This window comes from Pseudomonas sp. Irchel 3F3 (assembly GCF_900187545.1).
GTDB lineage: Bacteria > Pseudomonadota > Gammaproteobacteria > Pseudomonadales > Pseudomonadaceae > Aquipseudomonas > Aquipseudomonas fortuita.
Window position 1 is genome coordinate 51,310 of sequence record NZ_FYDS01000006.1, and the last position, 23,721, is coordinate 75,030.

The 23,721-nt window shown below is 63.0% G+C and carries 27 protein-coding genes; 17 read left to right on the forward strand and 10 right to left on the reverse strand.

What is annotated here, in order from left to right; translation table 11 throughout:
* Nucleotide 1: 1 nt before the first annotated feature.
* Nucleotides 2-700 (forward strand): SPOR domain-containing protein, encoded by a 699-nt coding sequence (locus CKW35_RS13875; RefSeq protein WP_016489633.1) that lies wholly within the window; start codon nucleotides 2-4, stop codon nucleotides 698-700.
* 66 nt (nucleotides 701-766) lie between these two features.
* On the opposite strand, the gene CKW35_RS13880 is transcribed toward CKW35_RS13875, so the two are convergent.
* A complete protein-coding gene (locus tag CKW35_RS13880; protein ID WP_016489634.1) occupies nucleotides 767-1,183 on the reverse strand; it encodes a TM2 domain-containing protein in 417 nt (138 codons plus the stop codon).
* Nucleotides 1,184-1,349: 166 nt separating this feature from the next.
* Here CKW35_RS13880 and CKW35_RS13885 point away from each other — a divergent pair, with 166 nt between their 5' ends.
* The gene (locus CKW35_RS13885; protein ID WP_016489635.1) at nucleotides 1,350-1,976 is read left to right on the forward strand and encodes a C40 family peptidase; all 627 of its coding nucleotides are present in this window, start codon (nucleotides 1,350-1,352) and stop codon (nucleotides 1,974-1,976) included.
* A 53-nt stretch (nucleotides 1,977-2,029) separates the two neighbouring features.
* On the opposite strand, the gene CKW35_RS13890 is transcribed toward CKW35_RS13885, so the two are convergent.
* Entirely contained in the window at nucleotides 2,030-3,025 is a 996-nt protein-coding gene (locus CKW35_RS13890; protein ID WP_016489636.1) for a type IV pilus twitching motility protein PilT, read from the reverse strand.
* Nucleotides 3,026-3,090: 65 nt separating this feature from the next.
* Here CKW35_RS13890 and CKW35_RS13895 point away from each other — a divergent pair, with 65 nt between their 5' ends.
* The 9 genes from CKW35_RS13895 to CKW35_RS13935 all read left to right on the forward strand — a co-directional run bounded on the left by CKW35_RS13895 (nucleotide 3,091) and on the right by CKW35_RS13935 (nucleotide 9,649).
* Nucleotides 3,091-3,777, forward strand: coding sequence for a YggS family pyridoxal phosphate-dependent enzyme (locus CKW35_RS13895; RefSeq protein ID WP_016489637.1), 687 nt, complete (start codon nucleotides 3,091-3,093; stop codon nucleotides 3,775-3,777).
* Between the two features lie 38 nt (nucleotides 3,778-3,815).
* Nucleotides 3,816-4,634 (forward strand): pyrroline-5-carboxylate reductase, encoded by an 819-nt coding sequence (proC, locus tag CKW35_RS13900; protein ID WP_016489638.1) that lies wholly within the window; start codon nucleotides 3,816-3,818, stop codon nucleotides 4,632-4,634.
* A gap of 10 nt (nucleotides 4,635-4,644) precedes the next feature.
* Entirely contained in the window at nucleotides 4,645-5,235 is a 591-nt protein-coding gene (locus CKW35_RS13905; protein WP_016489639.1) for a YggT family protein, read from the forward strand.
* 88 nt (nucleotides 5,236-5,323) lie between these two features.
* A complete protein-coding gene (locus tag CKW35_RS13910; RefSeq protein ID WP_016489640.1) occupies nucleotides 5,324-6,463 on the forward strand; it encodes a homoserine O-acetyltransferase in 1,140 nt (379 codons plus the stop codon).
* 7 nt (nucleotides 6,464-6,470) lie between these two features.
* Nucleotides 6,471-7,091: a methionine biosynthesis protein MetW gene (gene metW, locus CKW35_RS13915; RefSeq protein ID WP_016489641.1), complete on the forward strand. Its 621-nt coding sequence runs from the start codon at nucleotides 6,471-6,473 to the stop codon at nucleotides 7,089-7,091.
* A gap of 22 nt (nucleotides 7,092-7,113) precedes the next feature.
* Nucleotides 7,114-7,548 carry a DUF4426 domain-containing protein gene (locus CKW35_RS13920; RefSeq protein WP_016489642.1) on the forward strand — a complete coding sequence of 145 codons (435 nt, stop codon included), beginning with the start codon at nucleotides 7,114-7,116 and terminating at the stop codon, nucleotides 7,546-7,548.
* The gene (gene rdgB / locus CKW35_RS13925) at nucleotides 7,545-8,141 is read left to right on the forward strand and encodes an RdgB/HAM1 family non-canonical purine NTP pyrophosphatase (RefSeq protein WP_019097207.1); all 597 of its coding nucleotides are present in this window, start codon (nucleotides 7,545-7,547) and stop codon (nucleotides 8,139-8,141) included. Before CKW35_RS13920 ends, rdgB begins: the two co-directional genes overlap by 4 nt.
* Nucleotides 8,138-9,313, forward strand: coding sequence for a radical SAM family heme chaperone HemW (hemW, locus tag CKW35_RS13930; protein WP_016489644.1), 1,176 nt, complete (start codon nucleotides 8,138-8,140; stop codon nucleotides 9,311-9,313). Before rdgB ends, hemW begins: the two co-directional genes overlap by 4 nt.
* A gap of 9 nt (nucleotides 9,314-9,322) precedes the next feature.
* The gene (locus tag CKW35_RS13935) at nucleotides 9,323-9,649 is read left to right on the forward strand and encodes a DUF3392 family protein (RefSeq protein ID WP_095116165.1); all 327 of its coding nucleotides are present in this window, start codon (nucleotides 9,323-9,325) and stop codon (nucleotides 9,647-9,649) included.
* Between the two features lie 203 nt (nucleotides 9,650-9,852).
* On the opposite strand, the gene trmB is transcribed toward CKW35_RS13935, so the two are convergent.
* The 4 genes from trmB to CKW35_RS13955 all read right to left on the reverse strand — a co-directional run bounded on the left by trmB (nucleotide 9,853) and on the right by CKW35_RS13955 (nucleotide 12,126).
* Nucleotides 9,853-10,575, reverse strand: a complete 723-nt coding sequence (gene trmB / locus CKW35_RS13940) for a tRNA (guanosine(46)-N7)-methyltransferase TrmB (protein WP_060516925.1) — start codon at nucleotides 10,573-10,575, stop codon at nucleotides 9,853-9,855.
* 9 nt (nucleotides 10,576-10,584) lie between these two features.
* Entirely contained in the window at nucleotides 10,585-11,397 is an 813-nt protein-coding gene (locus tag CKW35_RS13945) for a thiazole synthase (protein WP_016489647.1), read from the reverse strand.
* Nucleotides 11,398-11,451: 54 nt separating this feature from the next.
* Nucleotides 11,452-11,652, reverse strand: a complete 201-nt coding sequence (gene thiS, locus CKW35_RS13950) for a sulfur carrier protein ThiS (RefSeq protein WP_012274654.1) — start codon at nucleotides 11,650-11,652, stop codon at nucleotides 11,452-11,454.
* Between the two features lie 102 nt (nucleotides 11,653-11,754).
* Nucleotides 11,755-12,126 carry a DUF423 domain-containing protein gene (locus CKW35_RS13955; protein ID WP_016489649.1) on the reverse strand — a complete coding sequence of 124 codons (372 nt, stop codon included), beginning with the start codon at nucleotides 12,124-12,126 and terminating at the stop codon, nucleotides 11,755-11,757.
* Nucleotides 12,127-12,190: 64 nt separating this feature from the next.
* On the opposite strand from CKW35_RS13955, the gene mtgA reads away from it, so the two are divergent.
* Nucleotides 12,191-12,901: a monofunctional biosynthetic peptidoglycan transglycosylase gene (mtgA, locus tag CKW35_RS13960; protein WP_024717568.1), complete on the forward strand. Its 711-nt coding sequence runs from the start codon at nucleotides 12,191-12,193 to the stop codon at nucleotides 12,899-12,901.
* A 134-nt stretch (nucleotides 12,902-13,035) separates the two neighbouring features.
* Here mtgA and rpoH read toward each other — a convergent pair whose 3' ends face one another.
* The 4 genes from rpoH to ftsY form a co-directional block, all read right to left on the reverse strand.
* Nucleotides 13,036-13,890, reverse strand: coding sequence for an RNA polymerase sigma factor RpoH (gene rpoH / locus CKW35_RS13965; RefSeq protein WP_003249083.1), 855 nt, complete (start codon nucleotides 13,888-13,890; stop codon nucleotides 13,036-13,038).
* A gap of 111 nt (nucleotides 13,891-14,001) precedes the next feature.
* A complete protein-coding gene (ftsX, locus tag CKW35_RS13970; RefSeq protein WP_095116167.1) occupies nucleotides 14,002-15,027 on the reverse strand; it encodes a permease-like cell division protein FtsX in 1,026 nt (341 codons plus the stop codon).
* A complete protein-coding gene (gene ftsE, locus CKW35_RS13975; RefSeq protein ID WP_009684915.1) occupies nucleotides 15,024-15,695 on the reverse strand; it encodes a cell division ATP-binding protein FtsE in 672 nt (223 codons plus the stop codon). The genes ftsX and ftsE overlap by 4 nt, the downstream gene beginning before the upstream one ends.
* Before the next feature lie 2 nt (nucleotides 15,696-15,697).
* Complete coding sequence (gene ftsY / locus CKW35_RS13980; RefSeq protein ID WP_095116169.1) at nucleotides 15,698-17,242, reverse strand: signal recognition particle-docking protein FtsY; 1,545 nt, start codon at nucleotides 17,240-17,242, stop codon at nucleotides 15,698-15,700.
* A 231-nt stretch (nucleotides 17,243-17,473) separates the two neighbouring features.
* Between ftsY and CKW35_RS13990 the strand changes: the two genes are divergently transcribed.
* The 5 genes from CKW35_RS13990 to CKW35_RS14010 all read left to right on the forward strand — a co-directional run bounded on the left by CKW35_RS13990 (nucleotide 17,474) and on the right by CKW35_RS14010 (nucleotide 23,676).
* Nucleotides 17,474-18,829, forward strand: coding sequence for a pitrilysin family protein (locus CKW35_RS13990; RefSeq protein ID WP_023048333.1), 1,356 nt, complete (start codon nucleotides 17,474-17,476; stop codon nucleotides 18,827-18,829).
* Nucleotides 18,822-20,312 (forward strand): pitrilysin family protein, encoded by a 1,491-nt coding sequence (locus tag CKW35_RS13995; RefSeq protein ID WP_016489654.1) that lies wholly within the window; start codon nucleotides 18,822-18,824, stop codon nucleotides 20,310-20,312. The genes CKW35_RS13990 and CKW35_RS13995 overlap by 8 nt, the downstream gene beginning before the upstream one ends.
* Entirely contained in the window at nucleotides 20,312-20,914 is a 603-nt protein-coding gene (gene rsmD / locus CKW35_RS14000) for a 16S rRNA (guanine(966)-N(2))-methyltransferase RsmD (RefSeq protein ID WP_016489655.1), read from the forward strand. Before CKW35_RS13995 ends, rsmD begins: the two co-directional genes overlap by 1 nt.
* Before the next feature lie 94 nt (nucleotides 20,915-21,008).
* On the forward strand, nucleotides 21,009-22,310 hold the full coding sequence (locus CKW35_RS14005) for a pitrilysin family protein (RefSeq protein ID WP_016489656.1): 1,302 nt from the start codon (nucleotides 21,009-21,011) through the stop codon (nucleotides 22,308-22,310).
* Entirely contained in the window at nucleotides 22,303-23,676 is a 1,374-nt protein-coding gene (locus tag CKW35_RS14010) for a pitrilysin family protein (RefSeq protein WP_095116171.1), read from the forward strand. Before CKW35_RS14005 ends, CKW35_RS14010 begins: the two co-directional genes overlap by 8 nt.
* Nucleotides 23,677-23,721: the final 45 nt, after the last annotated feature.

Below are 23,721 nucleotides of genomic sequence, written 5' to 3' on the forward strand. Positions count from 1 at the left end.
GTTGGCTGCCAAGAAAAAACCCGCCCCCAAACGCGGCGCCAGCCGCCAGACGGCGCCGGCCAAACAGCCGATCCCTGGTTGGGTATGGATGGCCGTCGGCCTCACCGTCGGCGCGTTTATCGTGTTCCTGATGAAGCTCGAGCCAGGCGGCGAAGACATCAAGCGCGCCAAGCCCGAGCAACAGAAGGTGGAGAAAGCGGCCGAAGCCAGCAAGCCTGCGCAGGCCACCCCACAGCAGCCCGTGAAGCCGAAGTATGACTTCTACACGCTGCTGCCAGAGTCCGAGGTGATCGTGCCACCGGAGGCCGTGCCCGAGAAGACACCACCGGTACCCGCCCAGCCGGTGACCCCGGTAACGCCGGCAGAAGCTGCGAAGATCGACACCGCGCGCGCGCAGGCGGCATTGCTGGGCCAGACCCCGCCACCGCCCCCGCCGGTGATCAAGCCGGCAGCGACCACCCAGTATTTCCTGCAGGCCGGCTCGTTCCGCAAGCAGGCCGATGCCGACAAGGTCCGCGCGCAGATCATCCTGCTGGGCCAGTCGGTGAAGGTGGAGTCGGGTACGGTCAAGGACGAGACCTGGTACCGCGTACTGGTCGGGCCCTTCAGCAACCGCGAGCAACTGACCGGCGCGCAGAAGCAACTGGCCGGGGCCGGGTTCACCAACCTGCTGCTGCAACAACGGCAGACCCGGCAGTAACCCAGCAACAAAAAAGGCCTTGCCGCTTCGGTGCGACAAGGCCTTTTTCATTACCCGCAAAGCATTTCAACGCAAGGCGTTGCGCTCGGACACCTGGCTGTTCAATGTCCAGAAGTCGTACAGCACCCCCACCAGGAACAAGCCGCCAGTAAAGAAGTAAATGATCGCGGTGATCCATTTGCCCTGGTACAGCCGGTGCAGGCCGAACACCCCAAGGAAGGTCAGCAGAACCCAGGCGATGTTGTAATCGATGCGACCAGACTGGAACCGCAGATCGGCTTCACGGTCCATGGACGGGATCAGAAACAGGTCGATCAGCCAACCGATGCCCAGCAGGCCGAATGTAAAGAACCAGAGGGTTCCGGTAATCGGCTTGCCGTAATAGAACCGATGCGACCCGGTGAAGCCGAAAATCCACAGCAGGTAACCGATGGTCTTGCTATGGGTGTCGTGAAAGGGCGCCCCCTGTTGATAACTGTTCATGCATAGCCCTCGTGGGTTATCCGAAAATTTTCTAAAAAAAAATGTGACTTTCTCGTTGCAGGCCGACGTACGGCACCTGGGCAATCGACCAACGGATCAAAGATTGATCAAAAAGCTGTTATAAAGTTGCGCGCCCAACACATAACTATTCATAAGAGCTTCATCTATGCCGCCTTTGATCAAGACATGGCTGACCCTCTGCCTATTATTGCCCCTGGCCGCCCACGCCACCAATCGTGAGCAACGTCTTCCTAATGGTTTCACCGGCTATACCTCCAATGCCTCGGTGAAACACGCGCCGGTCAAACAGACCTCCCTGCGCACGCGACCAGGCAATGCCGCCAGCAACCGCGGCTTGCCTGTCGCTGCCATGTCGCCGAAGCAGAGCAGCGATGTGCTTAGCCGTGCGGTGAATGTGCTCGGCACCCCTTATGTTTGGGGTGGCAGCAGCCCGAAAAAAGGCTTTGACTGCAGCGGGCTGGTTAAATACGCCTTCAACGATGTCGCTGACGTCGACCTGCCGCGCACCTCCAACGCCATGGCCCAGGGCCACGGCGTCAAGGTAGCCAAGGGTGACCTGAAGCCTGGTGACCTGATCTTCTTCAACATCAAGAGCCGCCGCGTAAACCATGTTGCCATCTACCTGGGCAACGACCGCTTCATCCACGCACCCCGGCGTGGCAAGCGGGTAAGCATCGACAACTTGAGCAAGCCGTACTGGCAGAAGCACTACGTAGTGGCCAAGCGGGTGCTGCCGAAGGAACAGCAGCAGCTGAACCTGGCCAAGCGCTAACAGCGCCCGGCCTCTTCGCGGGCACGCCCGCGAAGAGGCCTGAGCGTGCACTATCACCCTCTGATCAGTCCGCTCTCCTTAAGCCCCCGCATCGCCCCTTCCATCGTCCGCATCCCCTGCGACGCCCCGCCCTGCATCACCGAACATAACTGCGCCATTCGCCCCTCCCGAACCAGGTTGCGCACCGCCGGCGTCGCCACCAGCACTTCCCGCGCCGCCACCCGCCCACCGTCCACACGCCGGACCAGCGTCTGCACCACCACGAGGCGTAACGATTCGGCCAGCATTGCCCGCACCAACGGTTTTTCCTCGGCAGCAAATACCTCCACCAATCGGTCAATGCTGCTGGCCGCCGAGCGCGTATGCACGGTCGCCAGCACCAGGTGCCCGGTCTCGGCGGCGCGCAAGGCCAGGCGAACGGATTCCAGGTCCCGTAGCTCACCGATCATGATCACATCAGGGTCCTGGCGCAGCGCACTGCGCAGCCCCTGGGCGAACCCGCCGCTATGGCGGCCAATCTCACGCTGATTGATCAGGCTGCGCTGGCTGCTGTGGATAACTTCGACGGGGTCTTCGAGGGTGATGATATGCAGCGCTCGGTCGCGGTTCAGTTGGTCGAGCAAGGTCGCCAGGGTGCTGGACTTGCCACTGCCCGTAGGCCCACCTACCAGGACCAGGCCATCAGTGCACTGCGCAACAGCTTGATACACATCCCCTAGGTCGAGTTCACCGACCGTGGCGATCCGCCCCGGGATCAACCGGAAGGTAACCGCAGGGCCGTTCAACTGGCGAAACAGATTCAGCCGAAAACGGCCCAGGGCGGGCAGCTGCAGCGCCAGGTCCAACTCATCGCCCTCTGCCCATTGCCGCCGTTGGCGTTCAGCCAGCAAGGCCGCCATGCCGTCGGCCAGGTCTGCCGGCACCAACGCCGGCATGTCCAGGCGCTGCAAGTCGCCCTCAAGGCGCAGCATCGGGATCTGACCCGCCGCCAGGTGCAGGTCCGAAGCCCCTGCATCCACAGCACGGGCCAACAGGTCGGTCACATCCATGAGACTCCCCAAAGGCCTTCAAGTAGGTAGAATGCCGCAGACCCTACAGCCGTCGGCATCCGTCCATGTCCACCCTAGCAGACAACCTTTCCGCTATTTCCGCCCGTATTGCCAGCGCTGCCCAGGCTGCCGGGCGCGATCCGGCCAGCGTCCAGTTGCTGGCCGTGAGCAAGACCAAGCCCGCCAGCGCCATTCGCGAAATCCACGCCGCTGGCGTGCGCGATGTCGGGGAAAATTACCTACAAGAAGCGCTGACAAAGCAGCAGGCGCTAAGCGACCTGCCCTTGATCTGGCACTTCATCGGCCCCATTCAGTCGAACAAGACCAAAGCCATCGCCGAGCATTTCGACTGGGTGCATTCCGTGGACCGCCTGAAAATTGCCCAACGCCTGTCCGAGCAGCGCCCTGCCGGCCTGGCGCCACTGAACCTCTGCCTGCAAGTGAACGTGAGCGGCGAAGACAGCAAGTCTGGCTGCGCCCCCGCTGACCTTCCGGCCCTGGCCCAGGCAGTGGCCGGGCTGCCCAACCTGCGCTTGCGTGGGCTGATGGCAATCCCCGAGCCCACCGACGACCGCGCCGCCCAAGAGGCAGCGTTCGCCCGCTTGCGCCAGCTGCAGGAAAGCCTGGGCCTTGGCCTGGACACGCTCTCCATGGGCATGAGCCACGACCTTGAAGCGGCTATTGCACAGGGTGCGACCTGGGTACGCATTGGTACCGCCCTGTTCGGCGCCCGCGACTACGGCCAACACTGACTCCATGCTTTACTCACTCTTCCCCACAAGGACCTGACATGAGCAAGACACGTATTGCCTTTATCGGCGCCGGCAACATGGCCGCCAGCCTGATCGGTGGTTTGCGTGCCCAGGGCCTGGACGCCTCGCAGATCCGCGCCAGCGACCCGGGCGTCGAGACCCGCACCCGTATCCAGGCCGAGCACGGCATCGAAACCTTCGAGCACAACGCCCAGGCCATCGACGGCGCTGACGTCATCGTGCTGGCGGTCAAGCCGCAGGTCATGAAAACCGTGTGCCAGGCCCTGCAACCCCACCTGCAGGATGGCCAGCTGATCGTTTCCATCGCCGCCGGCATCACCTGTGCCAGCCTGCAAAGCTGGGTGGGCGCTCGCCCGGTGGTGCGCTGCATGCCCAATACCCCAGCGCTGCTGCGCCAGGGCGTAAGCGGCCTGTACGCCACCGCTGAAGTGTCCGACGCGCAACGCCAGCAGGCCGAACAGCTGCTGTCGGCCGTCGGCACTGCCCTGTGGCTGGAGCAGGAACAACAACTGGACGCTGTGACCGCTGTATCCGGCAGCGGCCCTGCGTATTTCTTCCTGCTGATTGAGGCCATGACGGCAGCGGGCGAAAAACTCGGCCTGCCACGTGAAACCGCCTCCCAGCTGACCTTGCAGACTGCCCTTGGTGCTGCCCGCATGGCGGTTGCAAGCGATGTCGATGCCGCCGAGCTGCGCCGCCGCGTCACCTCGCCCGCCGGCACTACCGAAGCGGCCATCAAGTCGTTCCAGGCCAGCGGCTTCGAAGCCATCGTCGAGCAGGCACTGCAGGCTGCGGCCACGCGCTCCGCCGAGCTGGCCGAACAACTGGGCAAATAAGGAGCTTTAGATGAATGCACTGTCTGGCGCCGCGATCTTCGTGGTGCAAACCCTGGTCAGCCTCTACCTGGTGATCGTCCTGCTGCGTTTTGTCCTGCAACTGGTCAAAGCCAACTTCTATAACCCGCTGTGCCAGTTCGCTGTGCGTGCCACGCAGCCGCTGCTCAAGCCGATCCGCCGGATCATCCCCAGCATCGGCGGGCTGGACACCTCGTCGCTGTTGCTGGCGATCGTCATCCAGGCGCTGCTGATGGGCTTTGTGCTGATGGTCACCTACGGCACCTTCGGTGACGTCCTGCACCTGCTGATGTGGGCGATCATTGGCATCACCTCGCTGTTCCTGAAAATTTTCTGGGTGGCGATGATTGTCATGGTGATCGTGTCCTGGGTTGCCCCCAACAGTCACAACCCGGCAGCGGAACTGGCCTACCAGATCAGCGAACCGGTGCTGGCACCGTTCCGCCGCATCGTGCCCAACCTGGGCGGCATGGACATCTCGCCGATCTTCGCCTTCCTGGCGATCCAGGTAATCCAGTCGTTCGTCATGCCCCCGCTGGCCGCCTACGCAGGCATGCCACAAGAACTGTGGCGCATGATCTGACCCTGGTTGCTTCCAGCGGCAAGCCTCTGCTTGCCGCTGGGGGTAGCGCTCTTTAGACTTACGCCTCCGTCAAGCGTGAGCAGGGTCGATGTCCACTGTCTTTCCCGAAGATTCCGTCGGTCTGGTAGTACCGCAAACCGCCCGGTTCGATGAACCGCTGGCACTGGCTTGTGGCCGCTCCCTGGCCAGTTACGAGCTGGTCTACGAGACCTATGGCACCCTGAACGCCAGCGCAAGCAACGCCGTGCTGATCTGCCATGCCCTGTCCGGCCACCACCATGCCGCTGGCTATCATGCCGCCACCGACCGCAAACCAGGCTGGTGGGACAGCTGCATTGGCCCTGGCAAACCGATCGACACCAACCGCTTCTTCGTCGTCAGCCTGAACAACCTTGGCGGCTGCAACGGCAGCACCGGCCCCAGCAGCGTCAACCCGGCCACCGGCAAGCCTTATGGCGCCGACTTCCCGGTACTGACCGTAGAGGACTGGGTGCACAGCCAGGTGCGCCTGGGCGAGCGCCTGGGCATCCAGCAATGGGCCGCTGTGGTCGGCGGCAGCCTGGGCGGCATGCAGGCACTGCAATGGACCATCAGCTACCCGGAGCGTGTGCGCCATTGCGTCGACATCGCCTCGGCCCCCAAGCTGTCGGCGCAGAACATCGCCTTCAACGAAGTGGCTCGCCAGGCAATCCTCACCGACCCCGAATTCCACGGCGGTTCGTTCCAGGACCAGGGCGTGATTCCCAAACGCGGCCTGATGCTGGCACGCATGGTCGGCCATATCACCTACCTGTCCGACGACTCGATGGGCGAAAAATTCGGCCGCGAGCTGAAGAGCGACAAGCTCAACTACGACTTCCACAGCGTCGAGTTCCAGGTCGAAAGCTACCTGCGCTACCAGGGCGAGGAGTTTTCCGGCCGTTTCGATGCCAACACCTACCTGCTGATGACCAAGGCGCTGGACTATTTCGACCCGGCCGCAGCCCAAGGCGGCGACCTGGCCGCTACCCTGGCCCACGTCAAAGCGGATTACTGCATCATGTCGTTCACCACCGACTGGCGCTTCTCGCCGGCCCGTTCGCGCGAGATCGTCGACGCCCTGATGGCTGCACGCAAGAACGTCTGCTACCTGGAGATCGACTCGCCTTACGGGCACGATGCCTTCCTGATCCCTACACCTCGCTATATGCAGGGCTTCTCGAACTACATGAACCGCATTGTCATCTGAGGACAGCATGAGAGCCGATCTGGAAATCATCCACGACTGGATCCCCGCCGGCAGCCGGGTACTTGACCTGGGCTGCGGCAGCGGCGAACTGCTGGCCTCGCTGCGTGACCGTAAACAGGTCACCGGCTATGGCCTGGAAATCGACGCCGACAACATCGCCGCCTGCGTGGCCAAAGGCGTCAACGTTATCGAGCAGGACCTGGACAAGGGTCTGGGCAACTTTGCCAGCAACAGCTTCGACGTCGTGATCATGACCCAGGCCCTGCAGGCCGTGGAGTACCCCGACCGCATCCTCGACGAGATGCTGCGCGTGGGCCGCCAGTGCATCATCACCTTCCCCAACTTCGGCCACTGGCGCTGCCGCTGGTACCTGGCGACCAAAGGCCGCATGCCAGTATCGGACTTCATGCCGTATACCTGGTACAACACGCCGAACATCCACTTCTGCACCTTCGCCGACTTCGAAGAACTGGTGCACGAACGCAGGGCCAAGGTACTAGACCGCCTGGCCGTCGATCACTTGCACCGCAACGGGTGGGGTGGCCGGCTATGGCCTAATCTTCTAGGTGAAATCGGCATCTATCGCGTCAGCAGCCCGGCCCTGCAAGAACATCAGCTCGCCGTCTGACGCCCACTGGAGGAATCGCACCATGCGTCGCCTAGCCCTGTTCCTGTTCAGCCTGTGCCTGGCATTGCCGGTACTGGCTGCCGATGCCGCCCGGCCCGAGCGCAAGGAAGTGTTTGGCGACGTGACGGTGCACTACAGCGCATTCACATCAAGCATGCTCACACCCGAGGTGGCCGCAGCCACCGGCCTGGTGCGCAGCAAGAACCAGGGCGTGCTCAACATTGCCGTGCTCAAGGCCGGCAAGCCCGCCCCGGCGCTGGTCAGCGGCACAGTCAAGGACCTGACCGGGCGCAGCAGCCCGCTGTCATTCAAGCAGGTTACCGAACAGGGCGCGGTGTACTACATCGCTCAGTTCAAGATCGAACAGCCAGAAACCGTCACCTTCGACCTGAACATCGAAACCGGCGGCATCAGCAACTCCCTCAGTTTCAATCAGGAAGTTTTCCCAGGCGAATGATGAATTTCCAGCAACTCGTATTGGCCAGCCATAACGCCGGCAAACTCAAGGAACTCCAGGCCATGCTCGGCCAGTCCGTGCAGCTGCGCTCGATTGGTGAGTTCAGCCAGGTCGAGCCCGAAGAAACCGGCCTGTCGTTCGTCGAGAACGCCATCCTCAAGGCACGCAATGCCGCGCGTATTTCCGGCCTGCCCGCCTTGGCCGACGATTCCGGCCTGGCCGTGGACTTCCTCGGTGGGGCGCCGGGCATTTACTCGGCACGCTATGCCGACGGCAAGGGTGACGCGGCGAACAACGCCAAACTGCTCGAGGCCCTGAAAGACGTGCCCGAGGCCGAACGCGGCGCACAGTTCGTCTGCGTCCTGGCGCTGGTGCGCCATGCTGATGACCCGCTGCCGATCCTGTGCGAAGGCCTGTGGCACGGCAGCATCCTGTTCGAGGCCAGCGGTGAGCACGGCTTTGGCTATGACCCGCTGTTCTGGGTACCGGAGCGCAACTGCTCCAGCGCCGACCTGGCCCCTGTGGATAAAAACCAGCTCAGCCACCGCGCCCGTGCCATGGCCCTGCTGCGCCAACGTCTGGGCCTGGCATGATCGCAACGCTGTCTTCACCCGGCGCGGCGGGCTTTACCAGCCTGCCGCCGCTGGCGCTGTACATCCACATACCGTGGTGCGTGCGCAAATGCCCATATTGCGACTTCAACTCCCACGCTGCCGGGCCTGAACTGCCCGAAGACGCCTACGTCACAGCCCTGCTGGACGACCTGGACCAGGAGCAGGCCGCGGTACAGGGCCGCCCGATCAGCTCGATCTTCTTTGGTGGCGGTACGCCCAGCCTGTTCAGTGCCAACGCCTTGGGCCGGCTGCTACGCGGCGTGGAACAACGCATCCCGTTTGCCCCAGACATCGAAATCACGCTGGAGGCCAACCCGGGCACGTTCGAGCAGGACAAGTTCAAGGCCTACCGGCAAACCGGCATCAACCGCCTGTCCATCGGCGTACAGAGCTTCCAGGCCGCCAAGCTGGAGGCACTGGGGCGCATACACAATGGTGACGAAGCAGTCCGTGCCGCCGGCATGGCGCGTGCCGCGGGCTTCGACAACTTCAACATGGACCTGATGCATGGCCTGCCCGACCAATCACTGGATGACGCACTGGGCGACCTGCGACAGGCCATCGACCTTGGGCCGACGCACCTGTCTTGGTACCAGCTGACCGTGGAGCCGAACACGGTGTTCTGGAACCAGCCGCCAGAGCTGCCCGAAGACGACATCCTCTGGGACATCCAGGAAGCCGGCCAGGCATTGATGGCCAAGCACGGGTTCCGCCAGTACGAAGTCTCGGCCTACGCCCAGGCGGGCCGTGCTGCGCAACACAACCTCAACTACTGGCGTTTCGGCGACTTCATAGGTATTGGTGCCGGTGCCCACGGCAAACTGACCTTCGCCGACGGGCGCATCCTGCGCACCTGGAAAACCCGCCTGCCCAAGGACTACCTTAACCTGGCCAAACCGTTCAAGGCCGGCGAGAAGCTGCTGCCGGTCGACGAGCTGCCGTTCGAATTCCTGATGAACGCCCTGCGGCTTACCGATGGCGTGGAGGCCGAACTGTTCACCCAGCGCACGGGATTGCCGCTGGCACAGCTGCGCGAGGCACGCCGCGCCGCCGAACAAAAGGGCCTTTTACAGGTCGAACCGGATCGACTGGCAGCCACGCCAAGGGGCCAGTTGTTTCTCAATGACCTGCTGCAGTATTTCTTGACCTAAGGATGACCCATGGATCTGGTACTTGATCTGCTCGCGACGGTTTCCCGCTGGAGCCGCAGCAACCTGTCGGAGATTTCACTGGCCTTGGTAGGCTGCCTGCTGGTGCTGTTCGGCACCGATGTCAAAGGCTGGGCCGAGCAACGCCTGGGTGGGCTGGCGGGCGCACTGCGGGTGCCGTTCATGGCGCTGATGGTGGTGGTCGGCAGCGGTGCAGCGCTAATCTATGCCACGCCGTGGGTAGTGAAGGGGTTGGGCCAGTTCAACAACTACGCGCTGGCGCCGGTGTTGCTGGTGGTGCTGGTCTTGATTGGCGTGGTGGCTGATCGCAGGGGTTGATTCCACCTACAAAGGCCCTTGCAAGGGCCACTGCCTTGCTCAAAATCTGACGGTTGCGTAATTTCTGTGGGGATGTTTGAGGTGAAGTCTCAGAGCCAAGGATACTCAGTCCTGGCGCTCACAAAAAAACCGCCTTTCTCAAGGCGGTTTTTTTCGCCTGCATTTCTGCAAGCACCAGCACATCGAAAGGCCAGATCAGCCGATCAATCCGCCTTCTCGAACTTCAAATCCCACACCCCATGCCCCAGCCGCTCACCGCGGCGCTCGAATTTGGTGATCGGGCGCTCTTCCGGGCGTGGCACGTAGGTGCCGTCAGCCGCACGGTTGCGGTAGCCCGGGGCGGCGCTCATCACTTCCAGCATGTACTCGGCATACGGTTCCCAGTCGGTGGCCATGTGGAACACGCCACCAGGCTTGAGCTTGCGACGGACCAGCTCGGCAAACTCAAGCTGTACGATGCGGCGCTTGTGGTGGCGCGCCTTGTGCCAAGGGTCGGGGAAGAACAGCATCAGGCGGTCGAGGCTGTTGTCCGCCACACAGCGGTTCAGCACTTCGATGGCATCGCAGTCGTATACACGCAGGTTCTTAAGCCCCTGGGTCAGTACGCCGTTGAGCAGCGCACCTACACCCGGGCGGTGCACTTCCACACCGATGAAGTCCTGCTCAGGTGCGGCAGCAGCCATTTCCAGCAAGGAATGGCCCATGCCGAAGCCGATCTCCAGGGTGCGCGGCGCCGACCGGCCGAATACCTGGTCATAGTCCACCGGGCTGTCGGCCAGCGGCAGGATGTACAGCGGGCCGCCCTGATCCAGGCCGCGTTGCTGGCCTTCGGTCATGCGCCCGGCGCGCATCACGAAGCTCTTGATGCGGCGGTGTGGGCGGGCTTCGCCGTCGGGAGTGATCGGCGTATCGTGCGATTCAGTCATCAGGAGCTCTTACTTGATCAGACCATCCAGCGGCGAAGAGGCGCTGGCATAGAGTTTCTTCGGCATACGGCCGGCCAGGTAGGCCATACGACCGGCGACAATGGCGTGCTTCATGGCTTCGGCCATCAGCACCGGCTGCTGGGCGTGGGCGATGGCCGAGTTCATCAGCACCGCCTCGCAACCCATTTCCATGGCGATGGTGGCGTCGGAAGCAGTACCTACGCCGGCATCGACCAGCACCGGCACCTTGGACTCTTCCAGAATGATCTGCAGGTTGTAGGGGTTGCAGATACCCAGGCCAGTGCCAATCAGGCCAGCCAGCGGCATGACCGCGATGCAGCCGGCTTCAGCCAGCTGGCGGGCGATGATCGGGTCGTCGCTGGTGTACACCATCACGTCGAAACCTTCCTTGACCAGCACTTCGGCGGCCTTGAGGGTTTCGATCACATTGGGAAACAGGGTTTTCTGGTCGGCCAGCACTTCCAGCTTTACCAGCGTCCGGGACTCGTGCGATTTGCGCCCGTCGAGCAGTTCGCGGGCCAGACGGCAGGTACGTACCGCTTCTACCGCGTCAAAGCAGCCTGCAGTGTTCGGCAGGATGGTGTACTTGTCGGGCGACAGTACGTCGAGCAGGTTCGGCTCGCCCGCATTCTGACCAAGGTTGGTGCGGCGCACGGCGACGGTGACGATTTCGGCACCCGAGGCCTCGGTGGCCAGGCGGGTTTCTTCCATGTCACGGTACTTGCCGGTACCGACCAGCAGGCGCGACTGAAAAGTGCGCCCGGCCAGGGTGAAGGGCTTGTCGCTACGAACGTTGCTCATCGTTGTTCCTCGAGAAAAGGTTGCTGGGCTTGCTTGTAAACCGCCGGGCTGCTGTCAGCCGCCACCGATGGCGTGGACCACTTCGACCTGGTCGCCGTCGTTCAGCAGCGTGCTGTCGTGCTGGCTACGCGGCACGATATCCAGGTTCAGTTCCACTGCCACACGGCGCCCGGCCAGCTCCAGGCGCGTCAGCAGGGCTGCAACGCTTTCGCCAGCAGGCAGTTCGTAAGGTTCACCGTTCAGTTGAATGCGCATGCGCACGGCCACCATTGTTCTTTGGGGCCCGCATTCTAGCGCCGAACCGGCCTGCAACCCAAGGCCGGTGCACGCCATTAGTCGCGATTGTGGACCACTCGGTCAGCCCAGTCGCCAAGCTGCCAGGCCCAGGCACAGCCAGCCGGCCAGGAAGCACAGGCCGCCAATCGGGGTGATCATGCCCAGCTTGCCCACCCCGCTGAGGGTCAGCAGGTACAGGCTGCCGGAAAACAGCACTATCCCTAGCGCAAACAGGCCGCCAGCCCAGCCAACCAGGCGCCCGGGCAGGTGCGCCGAGAGCACGGCGACACCGAAGATCGCCAGGGCATGCACCAGCTGGTAGGTCACGCCAGTGTGGAAGATCGCCAGGTAGTCTGCCGTCAGCCGGCTTTTCAGGCCATGGGCGGCGAAGGCACCCAGGGCGACCCCGGTAAAGCCGAAAAAGGCGGCAAGCATCAGGAAGCTGCGAAGCATGGGACGACTCCTTGTATCGGGTCTGTATAATGGCCCCTTCCACCCGTACGGCCAAGCCATCGCCATGCTGCCAACCTTTATCCGTCGCCTCTTCCGCGCCCTGCTCTGGTTCGCTGCCGGCAGCGTCGTGCTGGTACTGGTGTTCCGCTGGGTGCCACCGCCCGGCACGGCGCTGATGGTCGAGCGAAAGGTCCAGTCCTGGGTTAATGGCGAGCCGATCGACCTGCAGCGCGACTGGGAGCCGTGGGAGAACATCTCCGATGAGCTCAAGGTCGCGGTCATTGCTGGCGAGGACCAAAAATTCGCCACTCACTGGGGGTTCGACATCCCGGCCATCCAGGCGGCGCTGGCCTACAACGAGCGTGGCGGCAATGTGCGCGGGGCCAGCACCCTGACCCAGCAAGTGGCCAAGAACCTGTTCCTGTGGTCCGGGCGCAGTTGGTTCCGTAAAGGGCTAGAGGCCTGGTTCACCGCGCTGATTGAGCTGTTCTGGTCGAAAGAGCGCATTCTCGAGGTTTACCTGAACAGTGCCGAATGGGGCAAGGGCGTGTTTGGTGCGCAGGCGGCGGCGCGCTATCACTTTGGTGTCGATGCCAGCCGACTCAGCCGCCAGCAGGCCGCACAACTGGCTGCGGTGCTGCCAAGCCCGATCAAGTGGAGTGCCAGCAGGCCAAGTACCTACGTGGCCAGCCGGGCTGGCTGGATTCGCCGGCAAATGAGCCAGTTGGGCGGGCCCGGTTACCTGATGCAGCTGGATACATCGCGCAAGCTTTGAGTTTTGCGGTGATGCGCAAATCGAGCGCCGCCCGCGCGGCGCTCGATCTCACGGGCGTCACAACATTCACGCCGAGCACAAAAAAGCCGCTCGCCCCATCGGGGCCAGCGGCTTTCTCTACAACCAAGGCTCGATCAGGCTGCGATCAGTGCCTTGACCTTGTTCATCGCATTCTTCTCCAGCTGGCGAATCCGCTCAGCCGATACGCTGTACTTGTCGGCAAGCTCATGCAACGTGGCCTTCTCTTCCGCCAGCCAGCGCTGGTAGAGAATATCGCGGCTACGTTCGTCCAGACCTTGCAGTGCCTCGTGCAGGTTGCTGGTGGAGTTGTCGCTCCAATCGGCATCTTCCAACTGCACCGCCGGGTCGTAACGGTGGTCTTCCAGGTAATGCGCAGGCGACTGGAAGGCGCTGTCGTCGTCAGCTTCTGCTGCCGGGTCGAAGGCCATGTCCTGGCCACTGAGGCGGCTTTCCATCTCGCGCACTTCACGCGGCTCGACACCAAGGCTTTCTGCCACGCGATGCACTTCGTCGTTGTTCAGCCAGGCAAGACGCTTCTTCTGGCTGCGCAGGTTGAAGAACAGCTTGCGCTGGGCCTTGGTGGTGGCCACCTTGACGATGCGCCAGTTGCGCAGGATGAACTCGTGGATTTCTGCCTTGATCCAGTGCACGGCGAACGACACCAGGCGCACGCCCATCTCCGGGTTGAAGCGCTTGACGGCTTTCATCAGGCCGACGTTGCCTTCCTGGATCAGGTCGGCCTGGGCCAGCCCGTAGCCTGCATAGCTACGGGCGATATGTACGACGAAACGCAGGTGGGCCATCACCATTTGACGAGCGGCCTCGACATCCTGCTCATAATAGAGACGCTCGCCCAGATCACGCTCCTGCTCGACCGTCAGCAGCGGAATGCTGTTGACCGTGTGCACATAGGCTTCCAGGTTTGCACCGGGTACCAGGGCATAGGCAGGTTGCAACGATGTGGTCATTCAAGAACCTCCGACTTACTAAACTCGCGCCTTGTGGGCACTGCCAACATTGACCTGGAACGACGGTACAAGTTCCGTAGTGAAGAAAATGTCAATGCTGGCACGTAAAAACTATCGCGGCGCCAGCTCGTTCAAGTGGCGGGCGACGGCAATCCATGCACCGATATACCCCAACAACACCGCTCCGATCAAGAGCGACAGACCATCGGACGCCGGCACCCCACCCAGGGCGAAGTCACTGCCGTACAGCCCGGAAAGCCCTACCACCGCGTCGTTGAGCCAGTTCAGGCCAAACGCCAGGATACCCCAAGCCAGCAGGCCCGCACCCAGGCCATACAGGGCGCCCATGTACAGGAAAGGCCGGCGCACGTAGGCGTCAGTGCCGCCTACCAACTTGATCACTTCAATTTCCACACGGCGGTTTTCAATGTGTAGACGAATTGTGTTACCGATTACTAACAGAAGCGCAGAAATCAGCATCACGGCCAGGCCGAAGACAAAGCGGTCACCCAGTTTGAGGATTGCCGCCAGGCGCTCGACCCACACCAGGTCCAGTTGCGCCACTTCCACCCGCGACAGCTCCGACAGGCGCTGACGCAAGGCGTCCAGGGCCGGCTTGTCGACCTCGGTCGGGGTCACTACCACCACCCCTGGTAGCGGGTTGTCGGGCAGTTCGCGCAGGGCCTCGCCCAGACCGGACTGCTGCTGGAATTCTTCCAGTGCCTGCTCGCGGCTGACGAATTGCGCGTCCGCCACACCCGGCATGCCCTTGATCTCGTCGCGCAGCGCTTCGCCATCCCGGCTGCCAGCATCGAGCTTGAGGTACAGCGATATTTGCGCAGCGCGCTGCCACGAACCGCCAAGCTGCTCGACGTTCTTCAGCAGCAACGACAGGCCCATGGGCATGCTCAGCGCCACCGCCATCACCAGGCAGGTGAAAAAGCTGCCGATCGGCTGCTTGCCCAAGCGGCGCAGGCTGTCGGCCATGCTGGCACGGTGGCTTTCCAGCCAGGCATGCAGCAGCGTACGGAAATCCGGGCCGTCATCGTCTTCGCCGCGCTTTTTCTTCGTCGGCTGCGGGTCGGCAGGCTTTGGCGCAACCCGCTCGGAAACCTTCGGCGTACGTGTAGTGCTCATTGCCCGGCCTCCCCATCGCCGATCAAGCGGCCGCGCTGCAAGGTCAGCATGCGGTGGCGCATGCGCGCAATCAGTGCCAGGTCGTGGCTGGCGATCAATACCGTGGTCCCCAGGCGGTTGATGTCCTCGAACACACCCATGATCTCTGCTGCCAGGCGCGGGTCGAGGTTACCGGTGGGTTCGTCGGCCAGCAGCAGGGCCGGCTGGTGAACGATGGCGCGGGCGATACCCACCCGCTGCTGCTGCCCGGTAGACAGGTCGGCCGGGAACAGCTCGCCCTTGTCGGCCAGCGAGACACGCTCCAGGGCCGAGTCCACACGTTTGGCGATCTCGGCCTTGGACAGGCCAAGAATCTGCAGGGGCAAGGCGATGTTGTTGAACACAGTGCGGTCGAACAACAATTGGTGGTTCTGGAACACCACGCCGATCTGCCGACGCAGGAACGGGATCTGCGCATTGCTGATCTGGCCCAGGTCCTGCCCTGCCAGCATGAGCTTGCCGCTGGTCGGGCGCTCCATGGCCAGCAACAGACGCAGCAAGGTGCTCTTGCCAGCGCCCGAGTGGCCGGTGACGAACAGGAATTCGCCCCGGCGCGCCCGGAAACTCAGCTCATGCAAACCCACATGACCGTTGGGATAGCGCTTGGCAACCTGTTCGAATCGGATCATGGTCAGTCTCGCTCGGCGAACAGAGCCTTCACGAACGGCTCGGCTTCGAAGGTGCGCAGGTCATCGATACCTTCACCGACACCGATGAAGCGAATCGGGATGTTGAACTGCTTGGCCAGGGCGAAGATCACCCCGCCTTTGGCAGTGCCGTCCAGCTTGGTCAGGGCCAGACCGGTCAGTTCGACGCTCTGGTTGAAGTACTTGGCCTGGCTGATGGCGTTCTGGCCGGTGCCGGCATCGAGTACCAGCAACACCTCGTGCGGTGCGTCGGCGTCCAGCTTGCCGATGACCCGGCGGACCTTTTTCAGCTCCTCCATCAGGTTGTCTTTGGTGTGCAGGCGGCCGGCAGTGTCGGCGATCAGCACGTCGGCGCCACGGGCCTTGGCGGCCTGCACTGCGTCGAAGATCACCGACGCAGAGTCGGCGCCGGTATGCTGGGCAATCACCGGAATCTGATTACGCTCGCCCCACACCTGCAACTGCTCGACCGCTGCAGCACGGAAGGTGTCACCGGCAGCCAGCATCACTTTCTTGCCTTCGAGCTGCAGTTTTTTCGCCAGTTTGCCGATGGTGGTGGTCTTGCCGGCGCCGTTCACGCCGACCACCAGGATCACATAGGGTTTGTTCTGCGCCTGCACTTTCAGCGGCTGCTCGACCGGGCGCAGCAACGCGGCCAGTTCTTCCTGCAGCGACTTGTACAGCGCGTCGGCGTCGGCCAGCTGCTTGCGTGCGACCTTCTGGGTCAGGTTCTGGACGATGGCCGAGGTGGCTTCTACACCGACGTCGGCGGTCAGCAGGCGGGTCTCGATTTCGTCGAGCAGGTCATCGTCGATGACCTTCTTGCCGAGGAACAGGCTGGCCATGCCTTCGCCGATGCTGGCGCTGGTCTTGGACAAGCCCTGCTTGAGGCGGGCAAAGAAGCCGGGTTTGGCTTGTTCGGCAACGGTTGCGGCAGCGACAGGCTCGGGCTCTGCCTGCACGGGCTCTGCTACCGGACGCTCGGGAATCGCTGGCGGGGCCTTAGGCTCCAGGTCAGGGACGAGCGCGACGGGCTCCTCGGCAACGGGCAGGACCAGGTTGCTGACCGGGGGTTCGACAGCCTGATGGGCCGGGGCTGCAACTGGCGCAGGGGTTTCGAGCTGCGGGGCCGCAGGTTCCGCATTCGCGGGCACGCCCGCTCCCACAGGGGCGGGGGCCGGCTCAGGAGCTGGGGTAACCACCAGGGCAGGTGCTGGCTCAGGGACCGGTGCAACCACCGGGGCAGGTACTGGCTCAGGAACCGGGGCAGCCACCGGGGCAGGTGCTGGCTCAGCAGCCCGAGGGGCCTCAGTTGCAGTTGCGGGTGCTTCAGCAACCACCGGCTCGACCGGAGCAGCTTCAGGGTGCTCGACGGCAGACGGCGGCGCTACAGGCTCTGCAGCCTGGGATTCAGGGACTTGTGGCTGTTCGGCGACAGGTTGCTGCGGCTTCTTGCGAAACCAGCTGAACAGGCCTTTCTTCTCGCCAGCCTCGGCCGGCGCTTTTTTGTCGTCGTTGGAACCAAACATGGAGGACGGCTATCTCAGGGTAGCGATGAGCCAGCAATGGCACATCGGGAATTCTCTCTACGCAGAACAGACTATCTTGAAGCCGGCTGGTTCATGCGCAACGTTTTGTCGTAGTGTCCTGTGGGCCAGAACGGCGACAGGCATGGTCGCCAGGCAACCGGATCAGTATCCTAGCACCTCCTGGCCCGTCGACGCTAAACCCAGCGGGCCGCCGAACAGGTTAAACACCTTATGAATGCTCTAGCCCGCCGCGCCGCTGGCCTGTTGCTCGGCACGCTGTGCCTGCCACTGGCCGCCTTCGCCGCCGATGTGCAGCCCACCCACGAATTCATCCTCGACAATGGCCTGAAGGTGGTCGTGCGCGAAGACCATCGCGCGCCGGTGGTGGTCTCGCAGATCTGGTACAAGGTCGGCTCCAGCTACGAAACCCCCGGCCAGACCGGCTTGTCTCATGCGCTGGAACACATGATGTTCAAGGGCAGCGCCAAGGTCGGCCCCGGCGAAGCTTCACGCATCCTGCGTGACCTGGGCGCCGAAGAAAACGCCTTTACCAGCGACGACTACACCGCCTATTACCAAGTACTGGCCCGTGACCGCTTGCCGGTCGCCCTGGAGCTGGAGGCCGACCGCTTGGCCAGCCTGCGCCTGCCGGCCGACGAATTCAGCCGCGAAATCGAGGTGATCAAGGAAGAGCGCCGCCTGCGCACCGACGATCAGCCCAATTCCAAGGCGTTCGAGCTGTTCCGCGCCATGGCCTATCCGGCCAGCGGCTACCACACGCCGACCATCGGCTGGATGGCCGACCTGGAGCGCATGAAGGTCGAAGAGCTGCGCCACTGGTACGAATCCTGGTACGCCCCCAACAATGCCACTCTGGTGGTGGTCGGCGATGTCACCGCCGACGAGGTCAAGGGCCTGGCGCAGAAGTACTTCGGCAGCATTCCCAAGCGTGCCGTACCGCCAGCCAAACTGCCCCTGGAGCTGGCCGAACCTGGCCAGCGCCAGCTGACCCTGCACGTACGCACCCAACTGCCCAGCCTGATCTATGGCTTCAACGTGCCCGGCCTGCCCACCGCCAAAGATCCGCGCACCGTGCATGCCCTGCGCCTGATCTCGGCACTGCTCGACGGCGGTTACAGCGCGCGCATGCCGGCACGCCTGGAGCGTGGCCAGGAGCTGGTCGCCGGCGCCTCGTCCAGCTACAACGCCTTCACCCGCGGCGACAGCCTGTTCCTGATCTCGGCCACGCCGAATGTGCAGAAGCAGAAAACCCTCGACGATGTGGAAAAAGGCATCTGGCAATTGCTTGAAGAACTCAAGACCACCCCGCCCAGCGCCGAAGAGCTCGAACGCGTGCGCGCTCAAGTCATTGCGGGCCTGGTCTACGACCGTGACTCCATCAGCAGCCAGGCCACCACCATCGGCCAGCTGGAAACCGTCGGCCTGTCCTGGAAACTGATCGACAGCGAGCTGGACGAGCTCAAGCAAGTCACCCCGCAGGACATCCAGAACGCCGCGCGCACCTATTTCACCCGTGAACGCCTGAGCGTTGCCCATGTACTGCCCGAGGAGTCCGCTCATGAGTGATCGTCGCGCACCACGCCCAACCCTGCTGGCCACCGGCATCCGCGCCCTGGCGCTGGCGGCAGTGCTGGCCGCACCGGCCATGGCCGACAACTCCGCCAAGGCTGACAACAGCGCCGCCCGGCCGGCCAACACGTTGCAGTCGCTGGCCGAGCTGGATGGCAAGGCCCCCAGCCGGCGCCAGCTGAACATTCAGCACTGGAGCACCGCTGAGGGTGCCCGGGTGCTGTTCGTCGAAGCCCGCGAACTGCCGATGTTCGACCTGCGCGTCACCTTCGCCGCCGGCAGCAGCCAGGACGGTGGAACACCCGGCGTGGCGGCGCTGACCAACGCCATGCTCAACGAGGGTGTGGCCGGTAAGGACGTAACCGCCATCGCCGAAGGTTTTGAAGGCCTGGGCGCAGACTTTGGCAACGGCTCCTACCGCGACATGGCTGTGGCGTCGCTGCGCAGCCTCAGCGCCAAGGACAAACGTGAGCCTGCGCTCAAACTGTTCACCGAAGTGGCAGGCAAGCCGACCTTCCCCGAGGACGCCCTCAAGCGCATCAAGAACCAGATGCTGGCCGGCTTTGAATACGAAAAGCAGAACCCCGGCAAGATCGCGGGCAAGGCCCTGTTCGGCAACCTTTATGGTGACCACCCCTACGCCCACCCAAGCGATGGCACCGCAGAAACCATCAACGGCATTACCCTGGAACAATTGCGTGCCTTCCACGCCAAGGCTTATACCGGTGGCAACGCGGTGATCGCACTGGTCGGCGACCTCAGCCGGGCCGAGGCCGAAGCCATCGCTGCCCAGGTTTCGGCAGGCCTGCCCAAGGGCCCGGCGCTTGCCGCGCCGGCCCAGCCCAGCGAAGCCAAGGCTGGCCTGACCCACATCGACTTCCCGTCCAAACAGACCCACCTGATGCTGGCAGAACTGGGTATCGACCGCCAAGACCCGGATTGGCCAGCCTTGTCGCTGGGCAACCAGATCCTCGGCGGTGGTGCCTTCGGTACCCGGCTGATGAGCGAAGTGCGTGAAAAGCGTGGCCTGACCTACGGCGTGTACTCGGTGTTCAGCCCCATGCAGGTGCGTGGCCCGTTCATGATCAACCTGCAGACCCGTGCCGAGCTCAGTGAAGGCACGCTCAAGCTGGTGCAGGGCATACTTGCCGACTACCTCTCGACAGGCCCCACCCAGCAAGAGCTTGACGATGCCAAGCGCGAACTGGCCGGCAGCTTCCCGCTGTCCAATGCCAGCAACGCCAGCATCGTCGGCCAATTGGGTGCAATCGGTTTCTACAATCTGCCGCTGACCTGGCTGGAAGACTTCATGCAGCAGTCCCAGGCCCTCACCGTCGAGCAGGTCAAGGCAGCCATGAACAAACACCTGTCAGCCGATAAACTGGTGATCGTCACCGTGGGCCCGAAAGTGCCACAGAAACCCCTGCCAGCACCTACTGAAAAGCCCTCCGAGCAAGCGCTCGGGGTACCGGAGCACTAATGCCAAGATCCACCCCTCCCGCCCGCCCGCAATCGGGCCAAAGCAAGGGCCAGGGCCACCTGCGCATCATCGCCGGCGAGTGGCGTAGCCGCCGCCTGGCGGTACCGGAAGGTGAAGGCCTGCGGCCAACGCCAGACCGCGTGCGCGAAACCTTGTTCAACTGGCTGGCGCCGCACATCGAGGGTGCCCGCATACTGGATGCCTTCACCGGCAGCGGTGCCCTGGTGCTCGAAGCCCTGTCTCGCGGCGCCAAGGATGCCGTGGCACTGGACAGCAACCCCGCGGCGATCGGCAACCTGAAGAACAACCTCGAGATCCTTCGTTGCCCGCGCGGGCAAATTCTGCAAACCGATGCCCTGCGCTACCTGCAAGGCCCGGCCAAGCAGCAGTTCGACGTGGTGTTCCTCGACCCGCCGTTCCACAAGGACCTGCTGGCCAACACCTGCAACCTGCTGGAGCAGAACCAGTGGCTGGGCGAACAGGCGCTGATCTACACCGAAAGCGAAGCGGCGCCGTCAACACTGCCGATGCCCGGCAACTGGCGCCTGCACCGCGAGAAGAAAACCGGCCAGGTGCATTACGCGCTCTGGCAGCGAGGATGACCCGGTAAACCGGGTTTGGCTTACTTAGTTACCGCATTCCCGCCGCCTGCGTGGCTGAAGCTGCTCCTTTGTTTCTTGAAGGAGCACTTCAACCATGACCGAACACCCCTCCCCGCCCACACCGGCTAGCCGGGTAAGTGCTTTTACCCTCGCCAATGGCCTGCGCGTCTGTCTGCGTGAAGACCACCGCGCACCTCTGGTCAGCGTGCAGCTTTGGTATCACGTGGGTTCCAGCTACGAGCCCGAAGGCCATACCGGCCTTTCGCATGCCCTTGAACATTTGTTGTTCGAAGGCAGCAGCAAACTGGCTGGCGGCCAATACTCCGCCCTCATGACCCAGTTGGGTGGTGAGGCAAATGCATTCACCCTCACGGATGCCACGGCCTTCCCGCTGACGTTGCCAGCCAGCCGCCTGGAGATCGCCCTGGAAGCCATGGCCGATATCATGGCCAGTGCCACCCTCAGCGATGCACCCTTTGCCCGCGAACTGGCGGTTGTCATGGCCGAACGACGCGAGGATGTCGATAACAACCCGTGGGCATTGGCTCTGGAGCATCATCTGCTGCTGGCCTATGGCAACAGCGGCTATGGTACGCCTGTGATCGGCCACAAGACCGACCTTGGCCACATGACGCCTGCGGCGGCACGCACCTGGTACCAGACCTGGTATCACCCCAACAACGCGACGCTTGCAGTGGCCGGCGCCATTACACTGGCGCAACTGCAAACGCTGGTAACGCGACATTTTGCAGCGATCCCCGCGCATCGCCTGCCAGCCCGGCAAATACCTGCAGAGCCCTCCTCGCTGGCTCGGCGCGTCCAAACCCTGCGCCAGCAAGGCCTGCGCACGGGTGTGATCATCAGTTTCAACCTACCCAGTCAATGCACCGCCCAGTCTGAGTCACAAGCATATGCACTGCGCCTGCTACCCCAGATTCTTGCCCAAGGCCAAGCCAGCATCCTCCAGCGCCTGCTGGTGCACGATGAACCGCTACTGCAAGGTGTGGGGGCGAAGTACGAGCCCTGGCAGCGTGGGGACAGCCTGCTCATCATTTACGCGTTCTGCAGCCCGCAAGTGGCACCCGAGGCGGCGGCAGAACGGCTGCTGATGGAGATCGAAGCGTTCCGCCAGTCAGCGCCCGGCAAAGAAGACCTCCAGCGCGCCAAGGCACGGCTTCTGGCCGGGCAATTATTCGACAGGGACGATATCAGTCACCAGGCAGATGCCATCGGCAAGCAGGCCGCCTGTGGCCTGGACCCTGTTGCACTGGAGGATGAACGGCAAGCCATCGAAGCCGTGACAGCCGAGCAGGTAGGCCTGGCTGCCTATGACTTCCTGACCGAATCCCGGACCACCATTACCTTTACGTACCAGAAGGCAAGCGCTGATGAATGACTTGAGCTCAAACCCACAGCGTCCTGCTGCGATCAGTCCAGTTCATGGTGGCCTGGTTTCGGCCCAGGGGGTTGATCTTGACCGCTTGGAACCCATTGATACGCAGGTGCAAGCGTGGACCACAGATAACGGCACAGGTGTGAAATTCGTCGAAGCCCGAGGGCTGCCAATTGTCGATATCGTGCTGCGATTCAAGGCCGGCACGACTCAGGACACCGCACTCCCCGGCCTGGCATCCCTGGTGTTGTACATGCTCGACGAAGGCAGCCAGCTGCACACCGCCACCCAGCAAGCAGAGCAACTGGAGCGCCTGGGGGCTGTTTTGGAAAAGCAGATACGCCTGGAGCACGCGACCCTGAGCCTGCGAAGCCTGAGCACCCATGCGCTGTTCGACCCGGCGCTGGCGCTTTTCATTGACCTCGTCGCACGCCCTGCCTTCACCGCCGACGCGTTAGCCAAGATAAAATGCCAACTGCTGCGGCACAATGCATCTCGTGAGCAGTACCCCCGCCTTAGGGCGCGCAGCGAAGCCTTTCGTCATTTGTTCAGTGGGCATCAATATGGCAACCCGCTGGGGAGCACCCAGCAAGGGATAGACCAGACTACGCCTGAGGATCTGAAGCGCTTCCACCAACGTGCCTACTGCGCAAGCAACCTGGACATCGTGATAGTGGGTGACGTTTCCGTTGCACAGGCCCAGGCCATTGCACAACGGATCAGTCAGGCCCTACCCCAAGGCTGGTCCGCAATCGAGCTGCCGACGGCTGCCCCGGCAGCCGGCACCACGCTCAACGTCGAACAGCCTGGCGCGAGCAGTGCCGTCCTGATTGCGTTACCCATGGGCGTACCCGCCCATCATCCGGAATATCAGGCCATGGTGCTGGCCAACGAGGTGCTAGGGTCGGGAATCGCGTCCCGCTTGATGAATGAACTGCGGCACCGCCGCGGGTTGACGTATGGCATCCATACCCGGGTAAATGCATTGAGCGCGGGTGGCCTGTTCAGCGCCGAATGGGACATCACGCCCGCGTATGTCGAAGGCTCTCAAGAACTGGTGGTGACCTTGCTGCGCGAGTTCATCGACCAAGGGCCAACCCAGGCCGAGCTGCAAGTGGCGCGTAAACAGCTGGCAGGGCAACTGCTGCGCGATGTGGCACAGAACAAGCACCTGGCAGCCTTGCTCACGCAGATCACCTATCAACGCCAGCCCGCCGATTATCTCGCCACCCGCATCGAGCGCCTCGCCAGCCTGACACCAGAAGACGTCCGCGCCGTCATGCAGCGTCGGCTGGATCTGAGCAACGCAGTACGTGTCAGTGTCGGCCCACGCGCCGAGCAACAGCCGCTGCCAGCCACCGACCAATAGCGCAGGTACAGTGGCGCTTTTTCATGGCACTCTAGGCAGGCACAT